Genomic DNA, 26077 nt, shown 5'->3' on the forward strand with positions numbered 1-26077 from the left:
CTCATAGGTTTGTGGGCTAACGATACAGTATGTGGGCGGGTGGAAGCTCTGGCAGCAAGCAGACGCTATAAATCCGGGGGAAAAAGTCACCCTGACGATGTTAGTCTGCGGCCAGTTCCAGGAAATCTACAATCGGCGAAAAATAGCGTTCAAAGCCGACAAATGCATGATTCCCCTCGGGTTCGACCGTCTGGCGACAGGTGGTGTAGTACGCCACAGCCTGACGGTAATCGAGAATTTCATCGCCCGTTTGTTGCAGTAACCAGAGTAAATCCGGCGACTCCAGCGGTTCGACCTGCATGACTTTCAGATCGTAAACGTGGCGTGACTCTAACACATATTGCTGGCCGGTGTAGGGGTTCTCGTTTTGTCCCAGGAAGTCGATCAGCAGCTCATACGGCTTCACGGCGGGGTTCACCACCACAGCCGGCACGGCAAAACATTGCGACAACCAGGTAGCGTAATAGCCGCCCAGCGAGGAGCCGACAATCCCCAGTTTTTTACCTGCATTGCTGATCACCAGACTCTCGAGTTCTTCGGCAGCCTCGGCCGGATAAGGCGGTAATTGCGGGATAACCATATCGATATGGGGATGATTAACCGCCAGCCAGTTTTTTAACGCCGTGGCTTTTGCCGAGTTGGGAGAACTGTTGAATCCGTGCAGGTAAAGTAAGGTGTTCATTCGTAGCCGTCCGACTCCGTGTCAGGATGAAACTCATTGGTTTCCAGACGGAAGACTTCAGTCTCCACACGGCCATCCGGATACAAATCAAGGTAGCGCCAGCCCGGCGCAACGGTATCAATCGTGAAATTGGTGCAATGCGGTTTGAACTGTACGCAGGTTGACGGCGTGGCATAAAGACGGCGGCCATACCAGTCGAGATCCAGCTCCTGATGAATATGTCCGCACAAAAGCGTATTCACTTTCGGGTAATTTACCAGGGTGTTCGCCAGCATATGCGCATTGCGCAGGCTGTGCTGATCGAGCCATGTGCAGCCAGAAGGCAGCGGATGATGATGTAACATCAGCAGAGTGAAACGATCGGGGTACGCATTCAGACAGCGCTCCATCCATTCCAGCTGATATTCACTCAGCTCGCCGTGCGGCACACCGAACACCTGCGTATCAAGCAGGATAATTTGCCAATGTTCGCCGAGCAGAACGTGTTTAGAAGGACTGATCCCCGCATCCTGCAAGGCATTGACCATGGCAGGCTGGAAATCATGATTGCCCGGCAGCCAGACGCAGGGCGCGGTCAGCTCGCTGATGCCGCGGGCAAACTGATGGTAGGCTTCCACCGACTGATCCTGTGCCAGGTCACCTGTTGCCGCGATAATATCGACTTCACGCTGCTGCGCTTTGATGGCGTCCAGCACCGCGCGATAGCTGTTAAACGTATTCACGCCTAACAACGTTTCATCTTCACCGGCAAAAAGATGGGTATCAGTAATCTGTAGAATCCTGACTTTGGCCCCATTCACCAAAGGCAGTGTAAACAGGCTTTCCAAATCGTTTCCTTTGTTGTTGAAGTCTGTCTAACAAACCGGAACTGCCATCGCTCCGTGCGCAAGGCAATAACGCAGCCAATCCGCAAGGAACTGGTTAATTTGATGCTTTTCATCACGCTGATGCAACTTTTTATTCGGATAATCATAGCGTGCTTTAAAGCGAAAGATCTGCTGACTCGCACACACTTCGGCCACCATCGCATCATGGTACAGGCGAACGGTGAGCGAAGGCAGGCTCCAGTAACTCACCGCCGGTGCGGTCTGTTTGATTTCTATCAGGGATGTGTAACGCGTTGATTCGAGGATCGTCAGGCAATACGTTGCGCTACTCACCTGATATGCCACAGTTTCACCAGGTTCATCGGTACGTGGCATCAAACGGCGCAATTGTGCAAAATTAGTTTCGCACAATCTCATCATTTCAGGGAAATCAGGGGTATAGCGCTTAATCATTAGTTGGCCCACTCTTTTCTCAGGGATTCATGGTGCAGCTGCAGCCATTGCAGGGCAATCACTGACGCCGCATTGTCTATCGCTCCTTCTTCCACCCAGCGGTAAGCCTGTTCACGGCTAACCACATGTACCCGGATGTCTTCATTCTCTGCTTCCAGACCGTGAATTCCTTCTGCCGTCGAGGCATCGACTTCACCAACCATAATGGAAAGACGCTCGCTGGTTCCGCCCGGACTTGCCAGGTAATTCACAGCCGGTTTGCAGCGTTTCACCACAATGTTCGCTTCCTCGAGTGCTTCGCGGCGGGCAACATCTTCAACTGTCTCGCCTTCTTCAATGATACCGGCGACCATCTCCAGAAGCCAAGGAGTATCACTGGAATCCAAAGCCGGGATGCGGATCTGTTCGATCAGCACGACTTCATCCCTTTTCGGATCATAAGGTAATAATACGGCGGCATGACCGCGCTCAAAGACTTCACGGACGACTTCGCCGCTCATTTCCCCATTAAACAGCCGATGGCGAAACCGATATGCAATAATAGAAAAAAAACCTTTATATCGCGTCTCACGTGCAATAATTTCTACATCATCTTTGCCGAAAGTAACCGGTGACCGTTTAAATGAAGACATGGAATGTTTCCTTATCCCTCATAAAGGTAATTTATCGCCCTTTGAGGTCAATTTGATGAAAATGCGTTAATAATAATCAAGGTTGTTTGTGATAGATTTAGGCTCATTCACTCGGGAAGGCACGTTAAGCCAACCGCCCCGCTAGCCTGACTCTGCTAGAATCCGCGTCTATTGGTTAATTTGACTGCGCCACCATACATAACAACATTGCTGCACAACAAGGAATGCAAATGAAGAAACTGCTCCCCCTTCTCATCGGACTCAGCCTGGGCGGCTTTAGTACGATAAGCCAGGCCGAAAACCTGATGCAGGTCTATCAGCAAGCCAGGACAAGTAACCCGGACCTGCGCAAATCTGCTGCTGACCGGGATGCTGCATTCGAAAAAATTAACGAAAGCCGCAGTCCTTTATTACCGCAACTCGGATTAGGTGCGGATTACAATTATACCAATGGCTACCGTGATGCGAATGGCGTTAACAGCGATGTTGGCAGCGCCAGCCTGCAATTAACGCAGACCATCTTTGATATGTCAAAATGGCGCGCCCTGACGCTGCAGGAAAAAACTGCCGGTATTCAGGATGTGTCTTATCAGACTGATCAACAATCACTGATCCTGAATTCCGCAACGGCTTATTTCAACGTCCTGAGTGCGATCGATTCACTCTCGTATACCGAAGCGCAGAAACAGGCTATTTATCGTCAGCTGGATCAAACCACTCAGCGTTTTAACGTGGGCCTGGTGGCTATTACCGACGTGCAGAACGCCCGTTCACAATACGACACCGTATTGGCAAACGAAGTGACTGCCCGTAATAACCTGGATAACGCGCTGGAATCCCTGCGTCAGGTTACCGGTATGTATTATCCGCAACTGTCTTCCCTGAATGTCGACAACTTCAACACCACGCGTCCGCAACCGGTCGCCACGCTGTTGAAAGAAGCTGAAAGCCGTAACCTGAGCTTGCTGTCTGCGCGTCTGTCACAGGATCTGGCACGTGAGCAAATCCGCTATGCGGAAACCGGCCACATGCCAACGGTTGATCTGACGGCCTCTACCGGTATCAGCAATACCAAATACCACGGCGACAAAACCGGCGGTTCTTCAAGCTATCAGGATGCTGACGCAGGCCAGAACAAAATTGGTCTGAGCTTCTCCCTGCCATTGTACAGCGGCGGTTCTGTCACCTCTCAGGTGAAACAGGCGCAGTATAATTTCGTGGGTGCCAGCGAACAGCTTGAAAGCGCACACCGCAGCGTCGTGCAAACCGTTCGTTCTTCCTTCAACAACATCTCTGCCTCGATCAGCAGCATCAACGCGTATAAACAAGCCGTTGTTTCTGCACAGAGTTCTTTAGATGCGATGGAAGCCGGTTATCAGGTCGGTACCCGTACAATCGTTGATGTGCTGGATGCCACCACCACGCTGTACAACGCCAAACAACAGCTTTCCAGCGCACGTTACACGTACCTGATTAACCAGCTGAACATTAAATCAGCACTGGGTACGCTGAACGAAAGCGACCTGCTGGCACTGAACGGTGCTTTGGGTAAACCTGTTCCGACAGCCCCCGATCAGGTTGCGCCAGAAACGCCAGATCAGGATGCCGCTGCAGACGGTTACGGCAACAAAACCGCGGCTGCATCTGCACCACGCGTTCAACAAGCCAGCGCATCCACAGCAACGACCACACCGAAGAAAAGCGGCAATCCTTTCCAGAACTGATACGGAAAAGTTTCCCTGCGTTTCGACTAAGGCAGCCTGAAAAGGCTGCTTTTTTTTGCCTGTGTCACGCCGCTCTGTAAAGTCTCGTAACAATTGCCTGTCGCTGCTTTAACAATCAGCCGCTTTCCCCTATTCTTAGGCCCTACTGGGAAAGGGCAAAAAAGCCCTACACATGGGATAAGAACGATGAAACGGACACAACGCGTTAACCTGGCTACCTTCCGTAAATCATGGCGTAGCTCTCGAATCACTCCTGTCGCTCTGGCAGTCAGCGCAGTCTTTATGCTGGCCGGCTGCGAGAAAACCGACGAAACCGTTTCTCTGTATCAGAACGCTGATGACTGCTCGAAAGCCAATCCTTCCGGCAGCGCGCAATGTGTCGCAGCGTATGATGCAGCGAAACAGGAAGCGGCTAAAACCGCACCAAAATATGCCAGCCGCGAAGACTGTATCGCTGAATTCGGCGAAGGCCAGTGTACTCAGGCTCCGGCACAGTCTGGCGTCGCGACGGCTGAAAACCAGAGCAGCGGTGGCAGCATGTGGATGCCGCTGATGGCAGGTTACATGATGGGCCGCATGATGAGCGGTGGCGGTTACGCGCAACAGCCATTATTCAGCTCAAAAAACCCGGCCAGCCCGGCGAACGGTAAATTCGTCGATGCGACCGGTAAAAACTACGGCCCGGCAACTGCGGGCGGCCGGACCATGAACGTTCCGAGAACGGCGATGGCCCCTAAACCTGCCGTGACCAACACCATCACCCGTGGCGGTTTTGGCGACAGCGTGGCAAAACAAACGTCAATGCAACGCAGCTCTTCTGCCACGTCACGCAGCCCTGGCCGCAGCATGGGTGGCTAAGAGACTCTGATGAAACGTTTAGCCATTAACGAGCGCCCGGACTGGCGCGAAAAAGCCACGGAGTTTGGCTTCAACTTCCACACCATGTATGGCGAACCCTACTGGTGTGAAGATGCTTATTACCAGTTCACGCTGGCGCAGATCGAAGAGATCGAAGACGCGACAGCGGAGATTCATCAGATGTGCCTGAAGGTCGTTGAGCGCGTGGTGAATGACGACAAACTGATGGCGAAATTCCAGATCCCAAAACATGTCTGGGAATTTGTCCGCAGTTCATGGCGCACGCAACAGCCTTCGCTGTATTCACGTCTGGATCTGGCCTATGACGGCGTCAATCCGCCGAAGCTGCTGGAAAATAACGCCGATACGCCGACGTCTTTGTATGAAGCCGCTTTCTTCCAGTGGCTATGGCTTGAAGATCAGATAGCGGCAGGCAATTTGTCGCAAGACGCTGATCAGTACAACAGTCTGCAGGAAAAGCTGATTGAGCGTTTTGCCGAGCTGAAAAATCAGCATGGTTTCTCGTTGCTGCACATCGCCTGCTGTCAGGACACTGAAGAAGATCGCGGTACGGTGCAATATTTGCAGGACTGCGCGCTGGAAGCAGAACTGGCCAGCGAATTCCTGTTTATCGAGGAAATCGGGCTGGGAGAACGCGGACAATTCACCGATACGCAGAATCAGGTGATTTCGAATCTGTTCAAGCTGTATCCGTGGGAATTCATGTTCCGCGAAGTCTTCGCGACCAAACTGGAAGATGCCGGTGTTCGCTGGCTGGAACCGGCCTGGAAAGCCATTCTGTCGAATAAAGCCTTGTTACCGCTGTTGTGGGAAATGTTCCCGGATCACCCGAACCTGTTACCGGCTTATTTTGCCGAAGACCCGCATCCGGAACTGGATCACTACGTGGTGAAGCCGCTGTTTTCCCGCGAAGGCGCGAACATTAAAGTCATCGAGAAAGGCCAGGAAGTGGCCCGCGTTGATGGCCCGTATGGCGCTGAAGGCATGATCGTGCAGCAGTTCCATCCGCTGCCGGTGTTTGAAGGCAGTTACACGCTGATCGGCAGCTGGCTGGTCAACGATCAACCTTGCGGGATCGGCATCCGCGAAGATAAAGCACTGATCACCCAGGATCTGTCACGTTTCTATCCGCATACTATTGTCGGATAAAAAAACTAAAAAAGGATAATGAATAAATTCATTATCCTTTTTATTCGCCAAATTAACCTACCTGAACGGAAAGCATCGAAAGCGATCCCATTACGATCCCGTCCGTTGGCTGCGTGATTGGCTCAGCACCATCCCACGCCCCTAAAACGTACAGTAATGGCAGATAGTGATCCGGAGACGGATTGGATAACGCGCCGCCTTCATGCTCCATAAATTTCACCAGAGGATGCTCTTTCGCCTCACCTTTCCAGTTCAGATTATCTTTCACATATGTCTCGAAAGATGTCGCCCACGGATAAGCTTCGGCGTTACCGTCCCATTTTACCATCCGCAGGTTATGAACTACGTTACCGCTGGCGACAATCATTACCCCTTCGTCACGTAAAGCAGCGAGCTTCTTGCCTAATTCATAGTGGAATTCAGGGGGTTGCGTGCCATCAATACTCAACTGGATCACCGGAATATCCGCGTCAGGATACATCTTGATCAGCACACCCCAGGTACCGTGGTCGAAGCCCCACTCGTGGGTATCGGAAATCACATTTACCGGGCTGAGTAATTCCTGAACACGTTTTGCCAGCGCCGGTGAACCGGGTGCCGGATAGCGCTTATCAAACAGCGCCTGCGGGAACCCTCCAAAGTCATGAATGGTACGCGGATTCTCCATTGCCGTTACTGCAGTGCCGCGCGTGAACCAGTGCGCTGACACGGCCAGAATCGCTTTTGGACGCGGTAGTGTTTCGCCCAGCGCATGCCAGGCACGGGTATACACATTGTCCTCCAGCACGTTCATCGGGCTGCCGTGGCCTAAGAAAAGTGCGGGCATACGTTGAGTCGTCATCATGAATTCCTTACCGCAAGATAAAAGAGAGCAGCCAGTGAATCACCTGCCGCGTGATGACCATACGGTACTCTTTTTGATTACCGCTGACAGCCGGATAACCATGAAGGAGATATTCAATAAATTTGATGAAAAAAATCAAAGAAGGCAGGAGGAGTCTATTTTGCAAAGACCCATTTTGGCAATAAGCAGCAATAAAAAGCAAAAAGGCCGCATAAGCGGCCTTTTCTGTTACGCACAACCCGTTACTTAGCTTGCCTGACGTGTCTGCGCCTGACGATAGGCCACCAGATCGGCGATGGTCACTACCGGCATATTATGCCGACGGGCAAAGACAATAACTTCAGGCGCATGCGCCATACTGCCGTCGTCATTAGTCAGTTCACACAGCACGCCGAAAGGCTTCAGGCCTGCCAGCGTCGCCAGATCAACCGACGCTTCAGTGTGACCGCCACGGGACAGCACACCACCGGCCTGCGCGCGCAGCGGGAAGACATGCCCCGGACGATTCAGGTCAGAAGGTTTCGCGCCATCTTTGATGGCTGCACGAATAGTGGTGATACGATCGGCAGCAGAAACACCGGTAGTCACACCTTCAACCGCTTCAATAGTCACGGTAAATGGCGTCTGGAACGGGCTGGAGTTGTTCTCAACCATCATTGGTAAATCCAGCTTTTTACGGCTGTCTTCGTTCATGGTCAGGCACACAATACCGCTGCCGTGGCGAATGGTCAGTGCCATTTGCTCAACGGTCATGTTTTCAGCGGCAAAGATTAAATCGCCTTCGTTTTCACGATCTTCGTCATCCAGCACCAACACACCCACGCCGTTACGCATGGCGTCAATAGCACGCTCAACGCGTTCAGCTGATGTACCGAATTCGGAAAGTAGGGTCTGATTCATGGTAAAAATAACCTCATGTTCTGTATGTGGATTACCAGAATCAGGGCGTCTTGAGGAGGCTAGCTGCAGCCGCCAGATGGCGTGCTACAGTTATAAAAAATAACGCAGCGGGCAATATTTGCCCGGCTTGAATCGTTACTCTCTCCCATCCGGACTTTAACCGTCGGCCCCGGAATTACACCGGATCTGCTGACCTCTAACCCCGAAGGATTGAGCGCTCGCGGGCTTCCACATGGAAGGGATTATGATCCTTCCGATATTCCGTGGTTTACCGCCGGTGGGGACTTTCACCCCGCCCTGAGAATAAGCAAAACAACTATAGCGCCAATAAATGAGCAGAGCAATCCTGTGGTTTGTCCAATTAGTGCCCCTGAAGGTTTATAGAAACAGCATCAGCGATTACACTAAGGAAAAGCACCTCCTTCGAGAAAAGGAAATAACATGATTGACCCGAAAAAAATTGAACAAATTGCCCGCCAGGTTCACGAATCTATGCCTAAAGGGATCCGTGAGTTTGGTGAAGATGCCGAAAAGAAAATCCGTCAGGTATTGCAGGCGCAGTTCAGCCGCATGGATTTAGTCAATCGCGAAGAGTTTGACGTTCAGACCCAGGTTTTACTGCGTACCCGTGAAAAACTGGCTGTACTGGAACAACGTCTTGCTGCGCTGGAAGGCAAGCTGACTGAAACGGAAAAGCCGCAGGATCCGGCCTGATTATTGCGAATGATATCATCAGAAAAGGCCTGCTCAGCAGGCCTTTTTGCTGTGCGAAATCGGCGTTACCGTACATGAAGTACCGTTTTGGCGTGTGGCAATAACAACCACAATCCTGCAAACACCACAACTGCATACAGCGCTTTCCAGCCGACCATCGCCAGCAATCCGCAGCACAATACAGCGCCCAGCATCGCCATCCATTTCGAGCGTCCAGCCAGGATCCGGATCCCCGCCAGCATACATAACAGATAAATCAGGATGAAAATCCCATTGGCGTAAGTGATCAGCGCGCCGAGCGGCAGGTGCAGCCAGTAAATCAGCAACGTAAACAAGGCACAGCACCCCACCACCAGATTCAGCGCCGCCACCGGCACCTGCTGGGCTGAGAGTTGCGCCAGTTTACTTTTTGGTTTCAACTGAGCCTGCGACCACACCAGGCGGGCGAAACTCTGGGTGTAAATATTGACGCTGGCAAAACACGCCAGATAACCAATGATGCAGGCAACCCACAGTGCTTTTTGCCCGAAAAGCTGCACGACGATCCCCGGCAATGATGCGCCTGCTTCCCGCCCTTCTCCCCAGGCATGGAATTTCAGCACCGCTACCGTACATCCCCAGTAAACTGCGCCAGCCACCAGCATGCCGATCAACAACGCGCGCGGGAAATCCCGTTCCGGATGACGGAATTCGGTCGCCAGATGCGCGAAAGCCTCAAGCCCGACAAAACACCAAAACATCACCGCCAGCGCGTCAAACAGGTTCGATAGTGAGACGTCACGCACCGAAGGCAGCGGAATTTCAGGCAGAGAAATATCCCCTTTCCACCAGATTGCCACCACCAGCGCGATCACCAGACAAGCGATTAGCGTTTGAATATTGGCACTGGACCCGGCACTGCGTGTGCCGAGGAACCAGATAACAAACAGCGTACCCAACTGCACCAGCAGCAGGTTTATGCTGCTCCAGCCAAAGGCGGCCTGCCAGAAACCGGCAGCAATATGCAATGCGGCGGGCAATCCGACCGGAATAACTGACAGGAATAACCAACCGGTGACCCGCGCCATATGCGGCCCGAAAGCTTTGCCGACAAAATGCGCTGCACCGCCCGCGCTGGGGAAATGCCGCCCAAGCGCAGCAAACCCGATGGCTATCGGAAACACCAACAGGATCAGCACCGGCCACGCCCACAGGCTGTCATTTTGTGCCAGCTGAGCCGCCAGTGCAGGCACCGCAAAGACACCAGTCCCCAGTAATGAGGTTGAAAGCAGCCCGACGCCCTGCGCCAGACTCAGTTCCTGTTTTAATCCGCTCACAACAGAGCCACTTCCGTTTTGCGTTATTGATTGAAAAATCAAAAAGAAAAGGGCTTATCAGATAAGCCCTTCAGTGCAGATAACATGATCTTCGCCGAGGAAATCAGTCCTGCGCTTTGATCTGATTGATGATTTTGGTAGTGGACAAACCATCTTCAAAATTCAGCACACGGACTTCGCCGCCATTCGCCCAGACTTCCTGACAACCGGCGATTTGCTCAGGCTTATAGTCGCCACCTTTCACCAGCAGATCAGGCAAGATCCCGGCGATCAAACGCTGCGGGGTGTCTTCATCAAAAGAAACCACCCAGTCCACGGCACCGAGTGCGCCCAGCACAATCATGCGGTTTTGCAACGCATTCACCGGACGGGTTTCGCCTTTCAGGCGTTTGGTCGAAGCATCGCTGTTAACGGCGACAATCAGGCGGTCGCCCAGTTTGCGGGCGTTTGCCAGGTAAGAAACGTGTCCGGCATGCAGAATGTCGAAGATGCCGTTGGTCATCACGACTTTCTCGCCGCGCTGACGCGCCATCGCCACGGCGGCTTTTAGCTGTTCTTCGTTCATCACGCCAAAACCAACGTCTGAACGCCCGCCGATCGCATTTTCCAGTTCAACCGGCGAAACGGTTGAGGTGCCGAGTTTACCCACCACCACACCGGCGGCTGCGTTCGCCAGGAAGCAGGATTCTTCCAGCGTATTACCGGCGGCAAGAGCCGCGGCCAGCGTACCGATCACCGTGTCACCGGCGCCGGTCACGTCATACACTTCCTGCGCCTGCGTTGGCATATGGAATGGCGCTTTGCCTGGTTGTAACAAGGTCATGCCGTGTTCAGAACGGGTGACCAGAAGCGCGGAAAGTTCGAAATCAGCGATCAGTTGCATACCACGGGCGACAATTTCATCTTCGTTTTTGCAACGACCGACAACGGCTTCGAATTCGGACAGATTTGGTGTCAGTAAAGTCGCACCACGGTAACGTTCGAAATCAGATCCTTTAGGATCAACCAGCACCGGTACGCCAGCTTTTCTCGCCAGCTGGATCATTTTCTGCACTTCAGTCAGTGCACCTTTGGCGTAGTCTGACAGCACCAGTGCGCCACTTTGTGGTAAAGCTTGTTCGATTTTGGTCAGCATCGGCTGGAGATCAACACCTTCAAAACCTTCTTCAAAGTCGAGGCGGATCAGTTGCTGGTTACGGGACAATATACGCAGCTTAGTGATGGTCGGATGCGTGGATAACGCCACGAAATCGCAGTTTACTTTCACTTCCGCCAGACGCTCACTCAGGGCACGGGCGGCATCGTCAACGCCGGTCAGACCGATCAGACGCGAAGAAGCACCGAGAGACGAAATGTTCATCGCCACGTTTGCCGCGCCGCCAGGACGTTCCTCGATGGTATTGACCTTCACCACCGGCACCGGCGCTTCCGGTGAAATACGATTGGTCGGGCCATACCAGTAGCGATCTAACATTACGTCACCGACAACCAGCACACCCGCGCGGTGAAAATCAGGCAAAGTCACTTTCATCCCAAGACTCCAAAACAGATAAATCAAATCGGGTAAATACAATGCGCCGGATAATATCACAAGCGCCTGTTACCCGAATAAAAACCCTCAGCCCAGCCAGTTCGCCCAGCTGGCGCGGATTTGCGCGCGCTCCGCCGCAAAACTGTCTGCGGCCACTTTCCCGCTGTGTTCCTGCAAAGCGAGGTGATGAATTTCATCGCGCAGCGTGACATAAGCCTGCGTCAGATTTCGAGCCTCTTCTTCCGGCATGATGTCGTGTTGCGCCATCAGCTCAAAAATCCTCACATTATCAGACCAGCGCGTCAGCTTCGGCTCATCATGCGCGAAACGCAGAACCAGATATTGTGCAATGAATTCAATATCCGTAATGCCACCCAGATCAGCTTTCAGATCGAACTCGTCGGCCTTTTTACTGCCCAGATGGGCATACATTTTCTCGCGCATTTCACGGACTTCCTTACGCAGTCCTTCACCATCGCGCTGGCGGCAAAGAATGTCGCGACGCGTGGCATTAAATTGCTGCGTCAGTTGCGGATCACCGTAAACCACGCGCGCGCGAACCAGCGCCTGATGCTCCCATGTCCAGGCTTCATTGGCCTGATAATCGGCAAAAGCTTCGATGGTGCTGACCAGCATGCCGGAGGCACCGGAAGGTCGCAGACGCGGGTCAACCTCATAAAGAATGCCTGACGACGTACGGGTGCTGAATAAATGCATGATGCGCTGCGCCAGCCGCAGATAAAACTGACGCCCGTCAATGCTGCGTTCGCCATCGGTCATCACCTCCGGCGCACAGTCGAGCAGGAAGACCAGATCCAGATCCGAGCTGTAACCCAGCTCCCAGCCACCGAGTTTTCCGTAACCGACCACGGCAAAACCGCGCCCTTCACGGTGCTGAAGATGCGCTGGCTGACCGTATTTTACGACCATCTGTTCCCACGCCTGTTGCACCACAACGTCGAGAATGGCCTCCGCAAGGTAGGTTAAATGGTCACTGACTTTCATCACCGGCAATGCGCCGGAAATATCCCCGGCTGCGATGCGCAGATGCTGTGCCTGCTTAAACTGACGTACCGCTTCAAGCTGTTGTTCTTCGTCTTCCGTCGGCACCCGCATCAGATACTGACGCAGTTCGTCGCGGTACGCACCCGGCTCCACCGGCTGGTAAAGCGTGCGTGTGTCGAGCAGTTCATCGAGCAATAAAGGATGGCGGGCGAGTTGGCTCGCGACCATCGGTGAAGCGGCGCACAGGCGGATTAACTGTTTGAGCGCACCGGGGTATTCCACCAGCAGCTCGATATACGTCGTACGTGTGACGATATTGAGCAGCAACTGCATCAGGCGCTGCAATGTCACATCGGCATTTTTATAGGTACAGACCTGCGCCAGCAAACGCGGCATCAGCAAATCCAGCTGGTCGCGGCCACGCGGCCCGATCGTGCGTTTATCTACATCACGGCGGAAATCAGCAATCTGATATAAAACATGCCGTTGCGCGTTTTCGTCAAGTTGCGGCACCAGTGGCGCCAGCTCGGCAGGCTCAAGCGCATCAATCCATAAACTGCTGAACTGGGAGAGTTGCACATCATCTTCAGCATCTGGCGTGTCATCACCAATCAGCTCGTTAAACACCGAGCGCACGGCCTGCATGTGAGCATTCACTGCATCCAGAAGCTGCGGCCAGCCAGCATAATTCATCCCCCACGCCAGACGCGCCTGATTCAGTTCATCTGACGGTAAGGTTTGTGTTTGCTCGTCCGCTATTGCCTGCAACAGATTTTCCAGACGGCGCAGGAACAGATAGCTGTTACGCAACTGCAATACCTGTTCTACCGGCAACAGCCCCAGATTTTCCAGCGCCTGAAGCGTTGGCAGCAACGCACGCTGCTGCAATGCCGGTTCGCGCCCGCCACGGATCAGCTGGAATACCTGCACGATAAATTCAATCTCACGGATACCGCCTGCGCCGAGTTTGATGTTGTCTTTCAGACCCCGGCGGCGAACTTCACGAGCGATCATGCCTTTCATGTTACGCAGGGACTGGATCACGCTGAAATCGATATAACGGCGGAAGACAAATGGCATCAGCATTTTGCGCAATTCCTGACTGCTGATGTCCTCCGCGCCGCCCATCAGACGCGCTTTCACCATCGCGTAACGCTCCCAGTCACGCCCCTGTTCCTGATAATAATCCTCCAGTGCCGGGAAGCTCATCACCAGCGGGCCGCTGTCGCCGAACGGGCGCAAACGCATGTCCACGCGATATACAAAACCGTCGATGGTGGGCTGATCCAGCACTTTGATCAGCCGCTGGCCGAGACGGGTGAAGAACTGTGCATTATCCAGCTCACGTCGCCCGCCGCGGGTCTGACCATTTTCCGGATAGGCAAAAATCAGATCGATATCCGAGGAGAAATTCAGCTCGCCACCGCCCAGTTTACCCATCCCGAGAATCAGCATTCTTTGCGGTTCGCCAGCAGCATTGACCGGCGTACCAAACTCGCGACAGCAGGCGTCGTAAAGCCAGTCGCGGGCGCTGACGATCAGCAGTTCAGCCAGTTCACTCAACTGATGAAGCGTGTCTTTCGCTTCACTGGTTTGCGCGGACTGTGACCATGCAATGCGGGTCAGAATACGACGACGAAACAGACGTAACGCTTTCATCAGCCCGGCTTCATCGGTCACCTGTGTCAGCGATTCCTCCAGCCACTGGCGGTAAAGTTGCCACTCCTGCGCCTGGGGGGGATTTTGGTCGATTTCATGCCACCAGTGCGGAAAAGCCAGCAAACTGTCCGTTACGAATTCACTGCTGCTCAGCACGGCCAGTTGCGCATCATCGGGAAGGGGCAGGTTTTCAGGATGTTCACGCCAGCGTTCAAGCAAACTCTGCGCATGGCTTTGCAAAACAGAAGAAAGTGGCAACATGAAGTCAGATTCCTTGCAAAAAAAGCCCGGGCAATTTGCCCAGGCTTATCAGTCAATTAACGAGGTTGTCCGTTTAACCAGAAAGCATCCATCATCACCGCGTGAGAACGGGCCGAATCCTCCCAGGCGTGTTGCTGCTGAACGATGGCCTGTTGCAGATCGGCCCAGCCGGCAATATACGCGGCAACGTCTTTTTCAGGGTAAGCACCGGCCAGCAAATGGAAGGTAATGATCTGGCGTTTAAGGCGCGCCAGTTGGTCACGATAACCTTCTTCCGTCAGCGGCTGTGCAAAGGCTTCTTTCAGATCGGCGGCAGTGCGGCCGAGCATGATGTCAGCAAAGCGCTTGAAGGAACCGTCCATTTTTTTCGCAGATTTGTCATCAATAAACGGCGCCCACCCTGATGTTGCCAGCCAGGAAGTAAGCACTAACTTGCATTTCAGATATGCCGCGCTGTAACAGATTTCCTGTGCATCCGCCGATTTCTGTTCCAGAACCGGCACCAGATCAGTAAGTAAGGTACGCAGCTCAGAAGAGGCTTTACGCGGCACAAGTCCGCCGAACAGCACCAGAACCTGGCGCACGGTTTCCACGGCCTGTAACACTGTCAGGCGCGCAGTTTTGTCGCCGCGAACCCACAATTCTTCATGATATTGCCAGTGATCCAGCGCCAGTTCGAACATCGCAGACATAGCCTGCTCAACCGTAGCTTTCGGTTTCGCTTTAAACACCGGCAGCGGTTTGATGTCACGGGCAGGATTGCCCTTTGCAAGATGATAACCACGAGCCGCCTTGCTGAAACCACCCTGCCGCAAGCCGCCGTGCGCGCCAATTTCAGCCGCCAGCGCCAGTAAATCAGCGGTGTTACCTTTTTTCAGCTCAAGTTCAATTTCAGCCAGTGGTTCGTTTAATTCGCCAGCCACCACTTCGCCCTGATCTAACCCAAGTTCGATCTCGCTTTCGCCGTAAGTGATCACCCACTTCTCGCGGGTGAAATCCGTGCGGAAGAGCGGAGCGAGTTCTTTCTGCAATGCAGCGGGTTTGCACCCTTCCGGCCAGATATCTTTCGGGAACGCGCTCAGTTTCAACACCGGCTTTTTCAGCTCAACGTTGTATTCAGGGCGCTGATGTAACCCCCCCACCACTTTGCCACCGGTTTTGATGGTCATTTCATACTGATCGTCAAAACCACGGATCCGCAGACCCATGTCATGCGAACGTAAATAGTTTTCCGCAGTCTCAAAATAGATGTTGGTCAGTTTCGAAGGCGCGGTGTGCTCGCTGTTAAAACCAGCGAGTTGCGAAGGTAATTCGGCGATTGCGGCCGGGGTGGCGATAAATTTTAATTCTATTTCTACGGTCATATGAGTCTTCACACCGATTCTTTGCTGCCAAAAGGGATTAACGCGTCGCTGCCAATTCTATCATAAGCACAGCGCGCAAGCCGCATGTTGCGGGATTGTAAGATAGTTCTCATTCCGGTTTATACATTGCGTCGTCACACTGTTGCCCTTACTATCGGTCTCCAACTTTTAGTACTTATATGAGTGCAATGGCCGGACAGTGGCGGTTGCCAGAAGACGTATCCTGATAAAACGGATCCACACTTCACGTTCCCTAAATTCACAAAGAAACGATGAAATAATGCAGAAATTACGCCTAATTGGTTTCGCTTTGCTTGGTTTAAGCATGACATGGGGCGCTCACGCTGATGAGAAGCGCTATATCTCCGACGATTTGATTACCTATATCCACAGTGGTCCAGGTAATCAGTATCGCATCGTTGGCACCCTGAATGCCGGTGAAGAAGTCACCCTGCGCAGTGTCAACGACAGCACGAAATACGGTGAGATTGTTGATTCAAAAGGTAAAACAGCCTGGATCCCGCTTGATCAGTTAAGCAATGTGCCGAGCTTGCGTACCCGCGTTCCGGATCTGGAACAACAGGTGAAAACGCTGACCGACAAGCTGACCAATATTGATTCCAGCTGGAACCAGCGCACGGCAGAAATGCAGGCCAAAGTCTCTTCCAGTGACGGCATCATCAACGGCCTGAAGAAAGAAAATCAGGATTTGAAAAATCAGCTGATCGTGGCGAAGAAGAAGGTTGACGCGGTCAATGTGCAGCTCGACGACAAACAAAGAACCATTATTTTACAATGGTTTATGTATGGCGGCGGTGTCGCGGGTGTCGGTCTGGTGCTGGGCCTGCTGTTGCCACATCTCATCCCACGTCGCAGGAAAAAAGATCGCTGGATGAGCTGACAGTCCAGCATCCTGATTGTTTCCCTAAGGCACTTCGGTGCCTTTTCGTGTTTCCATCAATCAGGAAATCTTCAGCGCAACTTTGCTATGATGAAGACAGAGTCCTTTGGCTAATTTCAGGAGTTATCGCGTGGAGATTTACCTGGTCGGCGGCGCAGTCCGAGACAGTTTATTAAACCTGCCTGTGTCTGAACACGATTGGGTGGTAGTGGGCGCGACGCCTGAATATATGCTCGAAAATGGCTATCAGCAGGTCGGTAAAGATTTTCCGGTCTTCCTGCATCCGGTCACTCACGATGAATATGCGCTGGCCCGTACTGAGCGGAAATCTGGCTCCGGTTATAACGGCTTTACCTGTTATGCCGCACCGGATGTCACGCTGGAACAGGATCTGATGCGTCGGGATCTGACCATTAATGCCATCGCCAAAAGCAACGATGGCGAACTTTTCGATCCCTATCATGGTCAGCGTGATATCGAACAACGCCTTTTGCGCCACGTTTCCGATGCTTTCGGCGAAGATCCGCTGCGGGTTCTGCGCGTTGCCCGCTTTGCTGCACGCTTCGCGCATTTAGATTTCACGGTCGCCCCGGAAACGCAGGCGCTGATGCAACAGATGGCGGAAAGCGGTGAGCTGGAAGCCCTCACACCTGAACGTGTGTGGAAAGAAACCGAGAAAGCGTTACAAACGCAGGATCCGCAGGTCTATTTCCAGGTGCTGCGCGATTGTGGCGCCCTGAAAGTGCTGTTTCCTGAAATCGATGCATTATTTGGCGTGCCTGCACCGGCGAAATGGCATCCGGAAATTGATACCGGCATACATACGCTGATGACGCTGAAAATCGCCAGTACCCTGACGCCTGACGTCGATGTGCGTTTTTCGGCGCTTTGCCATGATTTGGGTAAGGCTCTGACGCCGCCGCAATTCTGGCCTGCCCATCACGGTCATGGCCCGGCGGGCGTGAAACTGGTGGAGGAACTCTGCCAGCGGCTGAAAGTGCCGACGCACATTCGTGATTTAGCGAAACTGGTCGCGGAGTTCCATGACCTGATCCACACCGTCAATAAACTGCGTCCGGAAACCTTGTTAAAACTGTTCGATACCATTGATGTCTGGCGCAAACCGCAGCGTCTTGAGCAGATGATCATGACCAGTGAAGCCGATGCGCGCGGGCGTACGACATTTGAAAATAATCCCTATCCGCAAGGCGATTACCTGCGTGAAGCCTTTGCAGTCGCCAGCAGCGTTTCAAACAAAGAGGTGCTGGATGCGGGTTTCCAGGGTATGGCTATCCGTGATGAACTGAAGAAACGCCGTACTCAGGCGCTGGTCGACTGGAAACAAACTCAGGACGTGGCGATTTAAACGCTGGCTTTATTCATAAGAAAAGCCCCGCCGGTGATTCACCGTGCGGGGCTTTTTATTGCCTCAGGGATTATTGCCTCAGGGAAGCAAAAATCAGGCGATAAACACAAAATACACGGCAATTGCCACGAAGAAACGGTAAATCGCAAACGGGATAAACGAAATGCGTTTAATCACAGCCAGGAAGGTTTTAATCGCGATCAACGCAACAATGAACGCAGAGACAAACCCTGTGGCAAACATCGGTAAATCCGCCATATTCAGGAAGCTGTAGCTCTTGTACAAATCCAGAGCCGTCGCACCCATCATCATCGGCACCGCCAACAGGAAAGAGAACTCAGATGCCGCAAAACGGCTGATCCCCATTAACATCCCCCCACTGATGGTTGCCCCTGAGCGGGAGAACCCGGGCCAGAGCGCCAGACACTGAAAAACACCAATCATAAACGCCTGCACGTAGGTGATATCATCCAGCCCCTCGGCACGCGGTTTTTTAGGTTTCAGCAACTCGGCAGCAATCAGCAAAATACCGCCGACCACCAGTGCATACATGACATATTTTGGCTCGAACAACGCTTTGATTTGAGAGTGCAGAAGCAGCCCCAGTACCGTTGCCGGAATCATCCCCAAAATAATATGCAATAAATTTAAACGACGAGAACCTGAGCCTTCATGAACCGGCGGTTTACCAAAATGCAAACCTATCATGTTGAACAAACGACGCCAGAACATCACGACCACGGCCAGAATTGAACCTAACTGGATAACCACTTCAAATGATTTTGAGGTATCTCCCGTAAAGCCAAGAAGATTGCCGACAATAATCAAATGACCGGTAGAAGAAACAGGCAAAAACTCGGTGAGTCCTTCAACCACCCCCAAAATAGCCGCAACAAGCAAAGAATGACTTTCGACGATCATTATCGCACCCTACCCTTTAAAAGATCCGCTGATGGGAAATATGCTTACAATACACACAATAAAAAAGCGGCATCATGCTGAGCCGCTTCAGTAAAGAAAACCCGGCAACCCGGACTTTCCTTTTAACGCTTCTTTATGACATTCAATAGACAAGCGTTTTCTAAATTGTATCCATAACAGGATTTAAAAACGCTTTCCACGCTCGATAATCACGCCGACATTCGCTGCCTGAGCAACAGCGCCCGGTTTGCTGAGCTTAATCCGAACCCACGGAGAATTAAACCGGCTCAGCAGCAATGTCGCCACCTCTTCCGCTACGCGTTCAACCAGCGCAAAATTTTGTGAAGAAACATGCCCGATCACCGCATCACTGACATCAGCATAGCTTAAACAGTCATTCACATCGTCAGTGGCGGCGGACTTTTGGTTATCCCAGGCCATTTCGATATCGAATACCAGTTTCTGTTTAATGGTCTGTTCCCATTCGTAAGCGCCAATGGTAGTGATTACATTTAGTTGCTCAATAAATACGATATCCATCACGTGATTCTCTGTTTTTGGCCCAGCCGGATACCACTTCCAGCAGAAAATGCGTATTATCCATGGATGTTGCGATTAAAACGACCCTTATTAGACGGAACGGCTTTATGAGTGCTACCGCGCTTGGAATGATTATTTTCGCCTACCTCTGCGGCTCGATTTCCAGTGCTATTCTGGTCTGCCGGGTAGCCCGTTTACCCGATCCGCGCACAGCGGGCTCAGGCAATCCCGGCGCCACCAACGTTTTACGCCTGGGTGGCCGTCTGGCCGCTGCCGCTGTTCTGATTTTCGATGTCCTCAAAGGCATGCTGCCGGTCTGGCTGGCGTACCGTCTGAACATTCCGCCTATGTATCTTGGCCTGACGGCCATCGCGGCATGTCTTGGCCATATCTATCCAGTCTTTTTCCGCTTTAAAGGCGGCAAAGGTGTTGCCACGGCGTTTGGTGCTATCGCCCCCATCGGCTGGGACTTGACCGGCCTGATGACCGGCACATGGCTGCTGACCGTGCTGCTGAGCGGCTATTCGTCACTGGGTGCGATCGTCAGCGCACTGATTGCGCCATTTTATGTCTGGTGGTTCAAACCGGAGTTCACCTTCCCGGTCGCCATGCTTTCCTGTCTGATCCTGTTGCGTCATCACGACAATATTCAGCGCCTGTGGCGTGGTCAGGAAGGAAAAATCTGGGATAGGCTGAAGAAAAAACGTAAAGCGGCGAAAGAAGATAAGACCGAATAGTCAGTAAAATGCAGATTGCAGACATAAAAAAACGACCTCAGGCGGGTCGTTTTTTATTGGTTTTTTTCAGCTCAGCCTGACTGAGCGGGAGCGAGACAAGGCGTCAGGAGACCTGAAAGCGCAGCATACTTGAGTATATGAGCATTTCGGGTCGACGCAACAACGCAGTCGCAGCCCCACTCAGACTGGCGGAAGCTCCGCTAACGGCCAGCGCGGGCGAACGGTCACACCGAGATCAGGAGTTGCACCGCTTTTCAGCCGCACCATGCCTGCATACGCGATCATCGCACCGTTATCGGTACAGAATTCAGGGCGCGCATAAAATACCTGACCGCCACGTTTTGCCATCACCTCAGACAGTTTGGCGCGTAATGTGCGGTTCGCGCTGACACCACCGGCCATTACCAGCTGTTTAAAACCCGTCTGATCCAATGCGCGTTTGCATTTTATGGCCAGCGTATCCACCACCGCATCTTCAAAAGCGCGGGCAATGTCGGCATGTGTCTGCGGGTCGCTGTCATTGCCACGAATGGTATTCGCTGCGAAAGTTTTGAGGCCGGAGAAACTGAAATCCAGCCCCGGCCGGTCTGTCATCGGGCGCGGGAAGGTAAAACGTCCGGCAACGCCCTGAGAAGCCATTTTCGACAGTAACGGCCCCCCCGGATAATCAAGGCCGAGCAATTTAGCTGTTTTATCAAAGGCTTCACCGGCAGCATCATCAATGGATTCGCCGAGCAAGGTATATTCGCCAATTCCGGTGACGCTGATTAACTGCGTATGTCCACCGGAAACCAGCAGCGCCACAAACGGGAAATCCGGCGGATTATCTTCCAGCATCGGTGCCAGCAAATGGCCTTCCATGTGATGCACCGGCACAGCAGGCACGTCCCACGCAAATGCCAGAGAACGCCCGATGGTTGCGCCCACCAGCAACGCCCCGACCAGACCAGGGCCGGCGGTGTACGCCACGCCATCGATATCCTGAGCAGTCAGCCCGGCTTCTTTCAGCGCAGCCTGAATCAAGGGTACTGTTTTACGTACATGGTCACGCGATGCCAGTTCTGGCACCACACCGCCGTAATCTGCATGCAGTTTTACCTGACTATACAGTTGGTTGGCTAATAAACCGGCTTCGCTGTCATAAACTGCAATTCCGGTTTCATCGCAGGACGTTTCAATACCCAGTACTCGCATCACTCTTTCCATCATGTTTTCGCGCTAACTCGCGGCGCGCAGTTTAGCACACAAGCTTCGGCGGGTGCTGCACCGGAGTGGGAATTCCTCGCTTCGCAGGCCAATTAATGTCGAGCAATTTTGATTGATTGGTATATAATCGCCGCCCGACGCAAAACAAGCGCACAATGTTGCAGAAGGGTTGCAGAAAGCGCCTGTTTCAATTTGCCGTTATGCTTTACAAGACGACGCGAATTGGAGTAAAATTCCGCACCATTTTGAAATGTGCTGGTACAACATCAGCAAACAAACCGATTTTATCGAGGTGAGAGGCACATGCCTGTAATTAAAGTACGTGAAAACGAGCCGTTCGACGTAGCTCTGCGTCGCTTCAAGCGTTCCTGCGAAAAAGCAGGTGTTCTGGCAGAAGTTCGTCGTCGTGAATTCTATGAAAAACCGACTACCGAACGTAAACGCGCTAAAGCATCTGCAGTAAAACGCCACGCCAAGAAACTGGCTCGCGAAAACGCACGCCGCACTCGTCTGTATTAATCTTCGGGGGCAACCCCAAATCGCGTGATTTGCAATATTAAGAACGCGCAGACTGCGTAGTAGCATACGAAGGCCGTGCTTTCCGAAAGGAATGCGCGGCTTGTTCTCGTTTATAGGCTAGTGAGTAAGGGGCTTATGGCTGGGAGAATTCCGCGCGTATTTATCAATGACTTGCTGGCTCGCATCGATATCGTCGATTTGATCGACGCTCGGGTAAAGCTCAAGAAACAGGGTAAAAATTATCACGCGTGCTGCCCTTTCCACCATGAGAAAACACCCTCATTTACCGTAAATGGCGATAAGCAGTTTTATCACTGTTTCGGCTGTGGTGCCCACGGCAACGCCGTCGATTTCCTGATGAACTATGACAGGCTTGAGTTTGTCGAAAGCATTGAGGAACTGGCGACAATGCAGGGTTTGGAAGTGCCGTACGAAGCAGGCACCGGTCCGAGCCAGATGGAGCGTCATCAGCGTCAAAGCCTCTACCAGTTGATGGCACCGCTTAGCGAGTTCTATCAGCAATCACTTAAACAGCCTGCAGGGGCTCCCGCACGGGAATATCTTGCCCGGCGCGGTTTAAGTGAGGACGTCATCAGCCATTTCGCCATTGGTTTCGCCCCACCGGGTTGGGACAACGCATTAAAGCGTTTCGGTAAAAATGCCGATGATAAAGCGTCTCTGATTGATGCCGGTATGTTGGTCACCAATGACAATGGCCGCAGCTATGATCGTTTTCGCGAACGGGTGATGTTTCCTATTCGTGATAAACGTGGCCGCGTAATTGCCTTTGGCGGCAGGGTTCTCGGTGACGGTACGCCGAAATACCTGAACTCACCGGAAACCGAAATTTTCCATAAAGGCCGCCAGTTGTATGGCCTGTATGAAGCACAGTTAAAGCACCCGACGCCAGCGCGTTTGCTGGTGGTTGAAGGGTATATGGATGTCGTCGCACTGGCGCAGTTCGGCATTGATTATGCCGTTGCCTCATTGGGCACGTCCACGACCGCTGATCATATTCAGCTGATGTTCCGCAGCACAGACAACATCGTTTGCTGTTACGACGGTGACCGCGCGGGACGTGAAGCCGCATGGCGCGCACTGGAAACGGCACTGCCGTATCTTAATGATGGCCGCCAGCTGCGTTTTATGTTTTTACCCGACGGCGAAGATCCAGACACGCTGGTGCGTAAAGAAGGCAAAGAAGCGTTCGAACAACGGATGGAACAGGCGATGCCGCTGTCCACTTTCCTGTTTGATTCGCTGTTGCCGCAGGTAGATTTGAGCAGCCCTGACGGGCGGACCAAATTGAGCATGCTGGCATTGCCGCTGATCCGCCAGGTTCCCGGTGAAACGTTACGAATGTATTTGCGTCAGCAGTTAGGGAATAAGCTCGGTATTTTGGATGACAGCCAGCTGGAAAAGCTGATGCCTAAACAGGCAGAAAGTAGCAATGTCTATCAGGCGCCCCAGCTAAAACGCACAACCATGCGTATACTTATAGGGTTACTGGTACAAAATCCACAACTGGCTACACTTATACCCTCACTGCAAGGTTTGGAGCAAGCGAAGCAACCAGGACTGGATCTGTTCAGCGAGTTAGTAACCACTTGCTTAGCCCAGCCGGGGCTGACGACGGGCCAGTTACTGGAACTTTATCGCGACAATAAGTTCTACCAGCAGCTTGAAACTCTGGCGACATGGAACCACATGATCGTAGAGGACATGGTCGAGGAGGAATTTCGCGCCACGTTAGCCAGCCTGTATGACTCGATTTTAGAGCAACGGCTTGAAACTTTGATTGCAAAAGCCAGGACGCATGGCCTGAGTCCGGAGGAACGGACCGAAGTCAGTTCCCTGAATCAGGTGTTAGCGAGAAAGAGTTAACAAGTTAAATAACAAGAACATAAAAAGTAATGCGTCAGGCGTTACTACTAAAAAACGGCTTAAGTGCCGATATAAAGCGGGGCACGGCCCTGCGCAGAGCCGCCCTGGTGGGCCGCGGCACAATAAACGCCCCTAACGTTATTGTTGGCGATGTTACCCGACCGACACCAACCCAAATACTCTGAAGTGTGGATACCGTCTTATGGAGCAAAACCCGCAGTCACAGCTTAAGCTACTTGTCACCCGTGGTAAGGAGCAAGGCTATCTGACCTATGCTGAGGTCAATGACCATCTGCCGGAAGATATCGTCGATTCCGACCAGATCGAAGACATCATCCAGATGATTAACGACATGGGCATCCAGGTACTTGAAGAAGCACCGGACGCCGATGATTTGATGCTGGCCGAAAACCGCCCTGATACCGACGAAGACGCTGCAGAAGCGGCGGCGCAGGTACTTTCCAGCGTTGAATCCGAAATTGGCCGTACCACCGACCCTGTGCGTATGTATATGCGCGAGATGGGTACCGTTGAGTTGCTGACCCGTGAAGGCGAAATCGACATCGCCAAACGTATCGAAGACGGTATCAACCAGGTTCAGTGCTCCGTTGCTGAATATCCTGAAGCTATCACTTATTTGTTAGAGCAATATGACCGTGTAGAAGCTGGCGAAGTCCGCCTGTCTGACTTGATCACAGGTTTTGTTGACCCTAACGCCGAAGAAGAAATCGCACCAACTGCGACTCACGTGGGTTCTGAACTGACCACCGAAGAGCAGGATGATGATGATGAAGACGAAGATGAAGACGACGATGCTGAAGACGACAACAGCATCGACCCGGAACTGGCTCGCCAGAAGTTCACCGAACTGCGTGAACAGCATGAAGCGACGCGTCTGGTCATCAAGAAAAACGGCCGTAGCCACAAGAGCGCAGCAGAAGAAATCCTGAAGCTGTCCGATGTGTTCAAACAATTCCGTTTAGTGCCAAAACAGTTCGATTTCCTGGTTAACAGCATGCGTTCCATGATGGATCGCGTTCGTGCTCAGGAACGTCTGATCATGAAAGTGTGCGTTGAACAGTGCAAAATGCCGAAGAAAAACTTCGTCAATCTGTTCGCCGGTAACGAAACCAGCGATACCTGGTTTGATGCTGCTCTGGCAATGGGTAAACCCTGGTCTGAGAAGCTGAAAGAAGTCACCGAAGACGTACAGCGCGGCCTGATGAAGCTGCGTCAGATCGAAGAAGAAACTGGCCTGACTATCGAACAGGTAAAAGACATCAACCGTCGCATGTCTATCGGCGAAGCGAAAGCCCGTCGCGCGAAGAAAGAGATGGTTGAAGCAAACTTACGTCTGGTTATTTCGATCGCGAAGAAATACACCAACCGTGGTCTGCAGTTCCTTGACCTGATCCAGGAAGGTAACATCGGCCTGATGAAAGCCGTTGATAAGTTTGAATATCGCCGTGGTTATAAGTTCTCAACTTATGCGACCTGGTGGATCCGTCAGGCTATCACCCGCTCCATCGCCGACCAGGCGCGTACCATCCGTATCCCGGTGCATATGATTGAGACCATTAACAAACTCAACCGTATTTCCCGTCAGATGCTGCAAGAGATGGGCCGCGAGCCGACGCCGGAAGAGCTGGCTGAACGTATGTTGATGCCGGAAGACAAAATCCGCAAAGTGCTGAAAATTGCGAAAGAGCCAATCTCCATGGAAACGCCAATCGGCGACGATGAAGATTCGCATCTGGGTGATTTCATCGAGGACACCACCCTCGAGCTGCCACTGGATTCTGCAACCTCTGAAAGCCTGCGTTCTGCAACACATGACGTTCTGGCTGGCCTGACCGCACGTGAAGCGAAAGTTCTGCGTATGCGTTTCGGTATCGATATGAACACTGACCACACGCTTGAAGAAGTGGGCAAACAGTTCGACGTTACCCGTGAACGTATCCGTCAGATCGAAGCGAAAGCGTTGCGTAAACTGCGCCACCCAAGCCGCTCCGAAGTGCTGCGCAGCTTCTTGGACGATTAATCGTTCTCTGGTTGTCAGTCAC

The 26077-nt window shown here is 52.5% G+C and carries 24 protein-coding genes and 1 riboswitch; of the genes, 11 read left to right on the top strand and 13 right to left on the bottom strand.

The features are described from left to right. Positions 1 to 100 precede the first annotated feature (100 nt). From yqiA to nudF, 4 genes are read right to left on the bottom strand one after another with little or no spacing between them, the layout of a single operon-like run. Complete coding sequence (gene yqiA, locus EX31_RS08080; RefSeq protein ID WP_013573967.1) at positions 101 to 682, bottom strand: esterase YqiA; 582 nt, start codon at positions 680 to 682, stop codon at positions 101 to 103. Beyond that, the gene (gene cpdA / locus EX31_RS25975) at positions 679 to 1509 is read right to left on the bottom strand and encodes a 3',5'-cyclic-AMP phosphodiesterase (RefSeq protein WP_013573966.1); all 831 of its coding nucleotides are present in this window, start codon (positions 1507 to 1509) and stop codon (positions 679 to 681) included. The genes yqiA and cpdA overlap by 4 nt, the downstream gene beginning before the upstream one ends. 27 nt (positions 1510 to 1536) lie before the next feature. Continuing rightward, entirely contained in the window at positions 1537 to 1962 is a 426-nt protein-coding gene (locus EX31_RS25980) for a DUF1249 family protein (protein ID WP_013573965.1), read from the bottom strand. Next, positions 1962 to 2594 (bottom strand): ADP-ribose diphosphatase, encoded by a 633-nt coding sequence (gene nudF / locus EX31_RS08095; RefSeq protein WP_037034169.1) that lies wholly within the window; start codon positions 2592 to 2594, stop codon positions 1962 to 1964. The genes EX31_RS25980 and nudF overlap by 1 nt, the downstream gene beginning before the upstream one ends. A gap of 224 nt (positions 2595 to 2818) precedes the next feature. On the opposite strand from nudF, the gene tolC reads away from it, so the two are divergent. From tolC to EX31_RS08110, 3 genes are all read left to right on the top strand, one after another. Further along, positions 2819 to 4318: an outer membrane channel protein TolC gene (gene tolC / locus EX31_RS08100; RefSeq protein ID WP_369794775.1), complete on the top strand. Its 1500-nt coding sequence runs from the start codon at positions 2819 to 2821 to the stop codon at positions 4316 to 4318. Between the two features lie 186 nt (positions 4319 to 4504). Beyond that, on the top strand, positions 4505 to 5176 hold the full coding sequence (locus EX31_RS08105; RefSeq protein WP_013573962.1) for a DUF1190 family protein: 672 nt from the start codon (positions 4505 to 4507) through the stop codon (positions 5174 to 5176). A gap of 9 nt (positions 5177 to 5185) precedes the next feature. Beyond that, positions 5186 to 6346: a glutathionylspermidine synthase family protein gene (locus EX31_RS08110; RefSeq protein WP_037034171.1), complete on the top strand. Its 1161-nt coding sequence runs from the start codon at positions 5186 to 5188 to the stop codon at positions 6344 to 6346. 52 nt (positions 6347 to 6398) lie between these two features. Here the strand turns inward: EX31_RS08110 and ygiD are convergent, their stop codons facing one another. Then, positions 6399 to 7187 carry a 4,5-DOPA-extradiol-dioxygenase gene (gene ygiD / locus EX31_RS08115; protein ID WP_037034172.1) on the bottom strand — a complete coding sequence of 263 codons (789 nt, stop codon included), beginning with the start codon at positions 7185 to 7187 and terminating at the stop codon, positions 6399 to 6401. Position 7188: 1 nt separating this feature from the next. Here ygiD and EX31_RS08120 point away from each other — a divergent pair, with 1 nt between their 5' ends. Then, positions 7189 to 7440: a hypothetical protein gene (locus tag EX31_RS08120; RefSeq protein ID WP_037034173.1), complete on the top strand. Its 252-nt coding sequence runs from the start codon at positions 7189 to 7191 to the stop codon at positions 7438 to 7440. On the opposite strand, the gene ribB is transcribed toward EX31_RS08120, so the two are convergent. After that, positions 7437 to 8090, bottom strand: a complete 654-nt coding sequence (gene ribB / locus EX31_RS08125) for a 3,4-dihydroxy-2-butanone-4-phosphate synthase (protein WP_037034174.1) — start codon at positions 8088 to 8090, stop codon at positions 7437 to 7439. The two genes, EX31_RS08120 and ribB, sit on opposite strands and share 4 nt — an antisense overlap. Before the next feature lie 133 nt (positions 8091 to 8223). After that, positions 8224 to 8399, bottom strand: a riboswitch (FMN riboswitch). A gap of 132 nt (positions 8400 to 8531) precedes the next feature. On the opposite strand from ribB, the gene ubiK reads away from it, so the two are divergent. Beyond that, positions 8532 to 8804: a ubiquinone biosynthesis accessory factor UbiK gene (ubiK, locus tag EX31_RS08130; RefSeq protein WP_013573957.1), complete on the top strand. Its 273-nt coding sequence runs from the start codon at positions 8532 to 8534 to the stop codon at positions 8802 to 8804. A gap of 65 nt (positions 8805 to 8869) precedes the next feature. Here ubiK and yjeH read toward each other — a convergent pair whose 3' ends face one another. The 4 genes from yjeH to EX31_RS08150 all read right to left on the bottom strand — a co-directional run bounded on the left by yjeH (position 8870) and on the right by EX31_RS08150 (position 15940). Further along, positions 8870 to 10120 carry an L-methionine/branched-chain amino acid transporter gene (gene yjeH / locus EX31_RS08135; protein WP_037034175.1) on the bottom strand — a complete coding sequence of 417 codons (1251 nt, stop codon included), beginning with the start codon at positions 10118 to 10120 and terminating at the stop codon, positions 8870 to 8872. A 103-nt stretch (positions 10121 to 10223) separates the two neighbouring features. Further along, positions 10224 to 11651 (bottom strand): bifunctional D-glycero-beta-D-manno-heptose-7-phosphate kinase/D-glycero-beta-D-manno-heptose 1-phosphate adenylyltransferase HldE, encoded by a 1428-nt coding sequence (gene hldE, locus EX31_RS08140; protein ID WP_037034176.1) that lies wholly within the window; start codon positions 11649 to 11651, stop codon positions 10224 to 10226. A gap of 87 nt (positions 11652 to 11738) precedes the next feature. Then, positions 11739 to 14576, bottom strand: coding sequence for a bifunctional [glutamate--ammonia ligase]-adenylyl-L-tyrosine phosphorylase/[glutamate--ammonia-ligase] adenylyltransferase (gene glnE, locus EX31_RS08145; protein WP_037034177.1), 2838 nt, complete (start codon positions 14574 to 14576; stop codon positions 11739 to 11741). 56 nt (positions 14577 to 14632) lie between these two features. Next, complete coding sequence (locus EX31_RS08150; RefSeq protein ID WP_037034178.1) at positions 14633 to 15940, bottom strand: CYTH domain-containing protein; 1308 nt, start codon at positions 15938 to 15940, stop codon at positions 14633 to 14635. 280 nt (positions 15941 to 16220) lie between these two features. Between EX31_RS08150 and EX31_RS08155 the strand changes: the two genes are divergently transcribed. After that, entirely contained in the window at positions 16221 to 16841 is a 621-nt protein-coding gene (locus EX31_RS08155; protein WP_013573952.1) for a TIGR04211 family SH3 domain-containing protein, read from the top strand. 130 nt (positions 16842 to 16971) lie between these two features. Next, positions 16972 to 18207, top strand: a complete 1236-nt coding sequence (locus EX31_RS08160; protein WP_037034179.1) for a multifunctional CCA addition/repair protein — start codon at positions 16972 to 16974, stop codon at positions 18205 to 18207. A gap of 93 nt (positions 18208 to 18300) precedes the next feature. Here EX31_RS08160 and bacA read toward each other — a convergent pair whose 3' ends face one another. Both bacA and folB read right to left on the bottom strand, forming a co-directional pair. Then, positions 18301 to 19125: an undecaprenyl-diphosphate phosphatase gene (gene bacA / locus EX31_RS08165; protein WP_037034331.1), complete on the bottom strand. Its 825-nt coding sequence runs from the start codon at positions 19123 to 19125 to the stop codon at positions 18301 to 18303. Positions 19126 to 19311: 186 nt separating this feature from the next. Then, positions 19312 to 19668 (bottom strand): bifunctional dihydroneopterin aldolase/7,8-dihydroneopterin epimerase, encoded by a 357-nt coding sequence (gene folB, locus EX31_RS08170; protein WP_013573949.1) that lies wholly within the window; start codon positions 19666 to 19668, stop codon positions 19312 to 19314. A gap of 107 nt (positions 19669 to 19775) precedes the next feature. Between folB and plsY the strand changes: the two genes are divergently transcribed. Next, complete coding sequence (plsY, locus tag EX31_RS08175) at positions 19776 to 20405, top strand: glycerol-3-phosphate 1-O-acyltransferase PlsY (RefSeq protein WP_013573948.1); 630 nt, start codon at positions 19776 to 19778, stop codon at positions 20403 to 20405. A gap of 180 nt (positions 20406 to 20585) precedes the next feature. On the opposite strand, the gene tsaD is transcribed toward plsY, so the two are convergent. Next, positions 20586 to 21599, bottom strand: coding sequence for a tRNA (adenosine(37)-N6)-threonylcarbamoyltransferase complex transferase subunit TsaD (gene tsaD, locus EX31_RS08180; protein ID WP_037034181.1), 1014 nt, complete (start codon positions 21597 to 21599; stop codon positions 20586 to 20588). 315 nt (positions 21600 to 21914) lie between these two features. Between tsaD and rpsU the strand changes: the two genes are divergently transcribed. The 3 genes from rpsU (at position 21915) to rpoD (ending at position 26055) form a co-directional block, all read left to right on the top strand. Beyond that, entirely contained in the window at positions 21915 to 22130 is a 216-nt protein-coding gene (rpsU, locus tag EX31_RS08185) for a 30S ribosomal protein S21 (protein ID WP_001144069.1), read from the top strand. A 135-nt stretch (positions 22131 to 22265) separates the two neighbouring features. Further along, entirely contained in the window at positions 22266 to 24014 is a 1749-nt protein-coding gene (gene dnaG, locus EX31_RS08190) for a DNA primase (protein ID WP_037034183.1), read from the top strand. A gap of 202 nt (positions 24015 to 24216) precedes the next feature. Beyond that, a complete protein-coding gene (gene rpoD, locus EX31_RS08195; RefSeq protein ID WP_013573945.1) occupies positions 24217 to 26055 on the top strand; it encodes an RNA polymerase sigma factor RpoD in 1839 nt (612 codons plus the stop codon). The last annotated feature ends 22 nt before the right edge of the window (positions 26056 to 26077 follow it).

The organism is Rahnella sp. WP5, assembly GCF_000745615.1.
GTDB lineage: Bacteria > Pseudomonadota > Gammaproteobacteria > Enterobacterales > Enterobacteriaceae > Rahnella > Rahnella aceris.

Excerpts from the sequence above, each read along its gene's own strand:
- EX31_RS08150 (WP_037034178.1), bottom strand. The coding sequence starts at position 15,940 with ATGACCGTAGAAATAGAATTAAAATTTATCGCCACCCCGGCCGCAATC.
- EX31_RS08120 (WP_037034173.1), top strand. The coding sequence starts at position 7,189 with ATGAATTCCTTACCGCAAGATAAAAGAGAGCAGCCAGTGAATCACCTG.
- ribB (WP_037034174.1), bottom strand. The coding sequence starts at position 8,090 with ATGAATCAGACCCTACTTTCCGAATTCGGTACATCAGCTGAACGCGTT.
- glnE (WP_037034177.1), bottom strand. The coding sequence starts at position 14,576 with ATGTTGCCACTTTCTTCTGTTTTGCAAAGCCATGCGCAGAGTTTGCTT.
- tsaD (WP_037034181.1), bottom strand. The coding sequence starts at position 21,599 with ATGCGAGTACTGGGTATTGAAACGTCCTGCGATGAAACCGGAATTGCA.
- yqiA (WP_013573967.1), bottom strand. The coding sequence starts at position 682 with ATGAACACCTTACTTTACCTGCACGGATTCAACAGTTCTCCCAACTCG.
- EX31_RS08110 (WP_037034171.1), top strand. The coding sequence starts at position 5,186 with ATGAAACGTTTAGCCATTAACGAGCGCCCGGACTGGCGCGAAAAAGCC.
- dnaG (WP_037034183.1), top strand. The coding sequence starts at position 22,266 with ATGGCTGGGAGAATTCCGCGCGTATTTATCAATGACTTGCTGGCTCGC.
- plsY (WP_013573948.1), top strand. The coding sequence starts at position 19,776 with ATGAGTGCTACCGCGCTTGGAATGATTATTTTCGCCTACCTCTGCGGC.
- rpsU (WP_001144069.1), top strand. The coding sequence starts at position 21,915 with ATGCCTGTAATTAAAGTACGTGAAAACGAGCCGTTCGACGTAGCTCTG.
- hldE (WP_037034176.1), bottom strand. The coding sequence starts at position 11,651 with ATGAAAGTGACTTTGCCTGATTTTCACCGCGCGGGTGTGCTGGTTGTC.
- ubiK (WP_013573957.1), top strand. The coding sequence starts at position 8,532 with ATGATTGACCCGAAAAAAATTGAACAAATTGCCCGCCAGGTTCACGAA.
- tolC (WP_369794775.1), top strand. The coding sequence starts at position 2,819 with ATGCAAATGAAGAAACTGCTCCCCCTTCTCATCGGACTCAGCCTGGGC.
- EX31_RS08155 (WP_013573952.1), top strand. The coding sequence starts at position 16,221 with ATGCAGAAATTACGCCTAATTGGTTTCGCTTTGCTTGGTTTAAGCATG.
- EX31_RS08105 (WP_013573962.1), top strand. The coding sequence starts at position 4,505 with ATGAAACGGACACAACGCGTTAACCTGGCTACCTTCCGTAAATCATGG.
- folB (WP_013573949.1), bottom strand. The coding sequence starts at position 19,668 with ATGGATATCGTATTTATTGAGCAACTAAATGTAATCACTACCATTGGC.
- EX31_RS25980 (WP_013573965.1), bottom strand. The coding sequence starts at position 1,962 with ATGATTAAGCGCTATACCCCTGATTTCCCTGAAATGATGAGATTGTGC.
- ygiD (WP_037034172.1), bottom strand. The coding sequence starts at position 7,187 with ATGACGACTCAACGTATGCCCGCACTTTTCTTAGGCCACGGCAGCCCG.
- rpoD (WP_013573945.1), top strand. The coding sequence starts at position 24,217 with ATGGAGCAAAACCCGCAGTCACAGCTTAAGCTACTTGTCACCCGTGGT.
- nudF (WP_037034169.1), bottom strand. The coding sequence starts at position 2,594 with ATGTCTTCATTTAAACGGTCACCGGTTACTTTCGGCAAAGATGATGTA.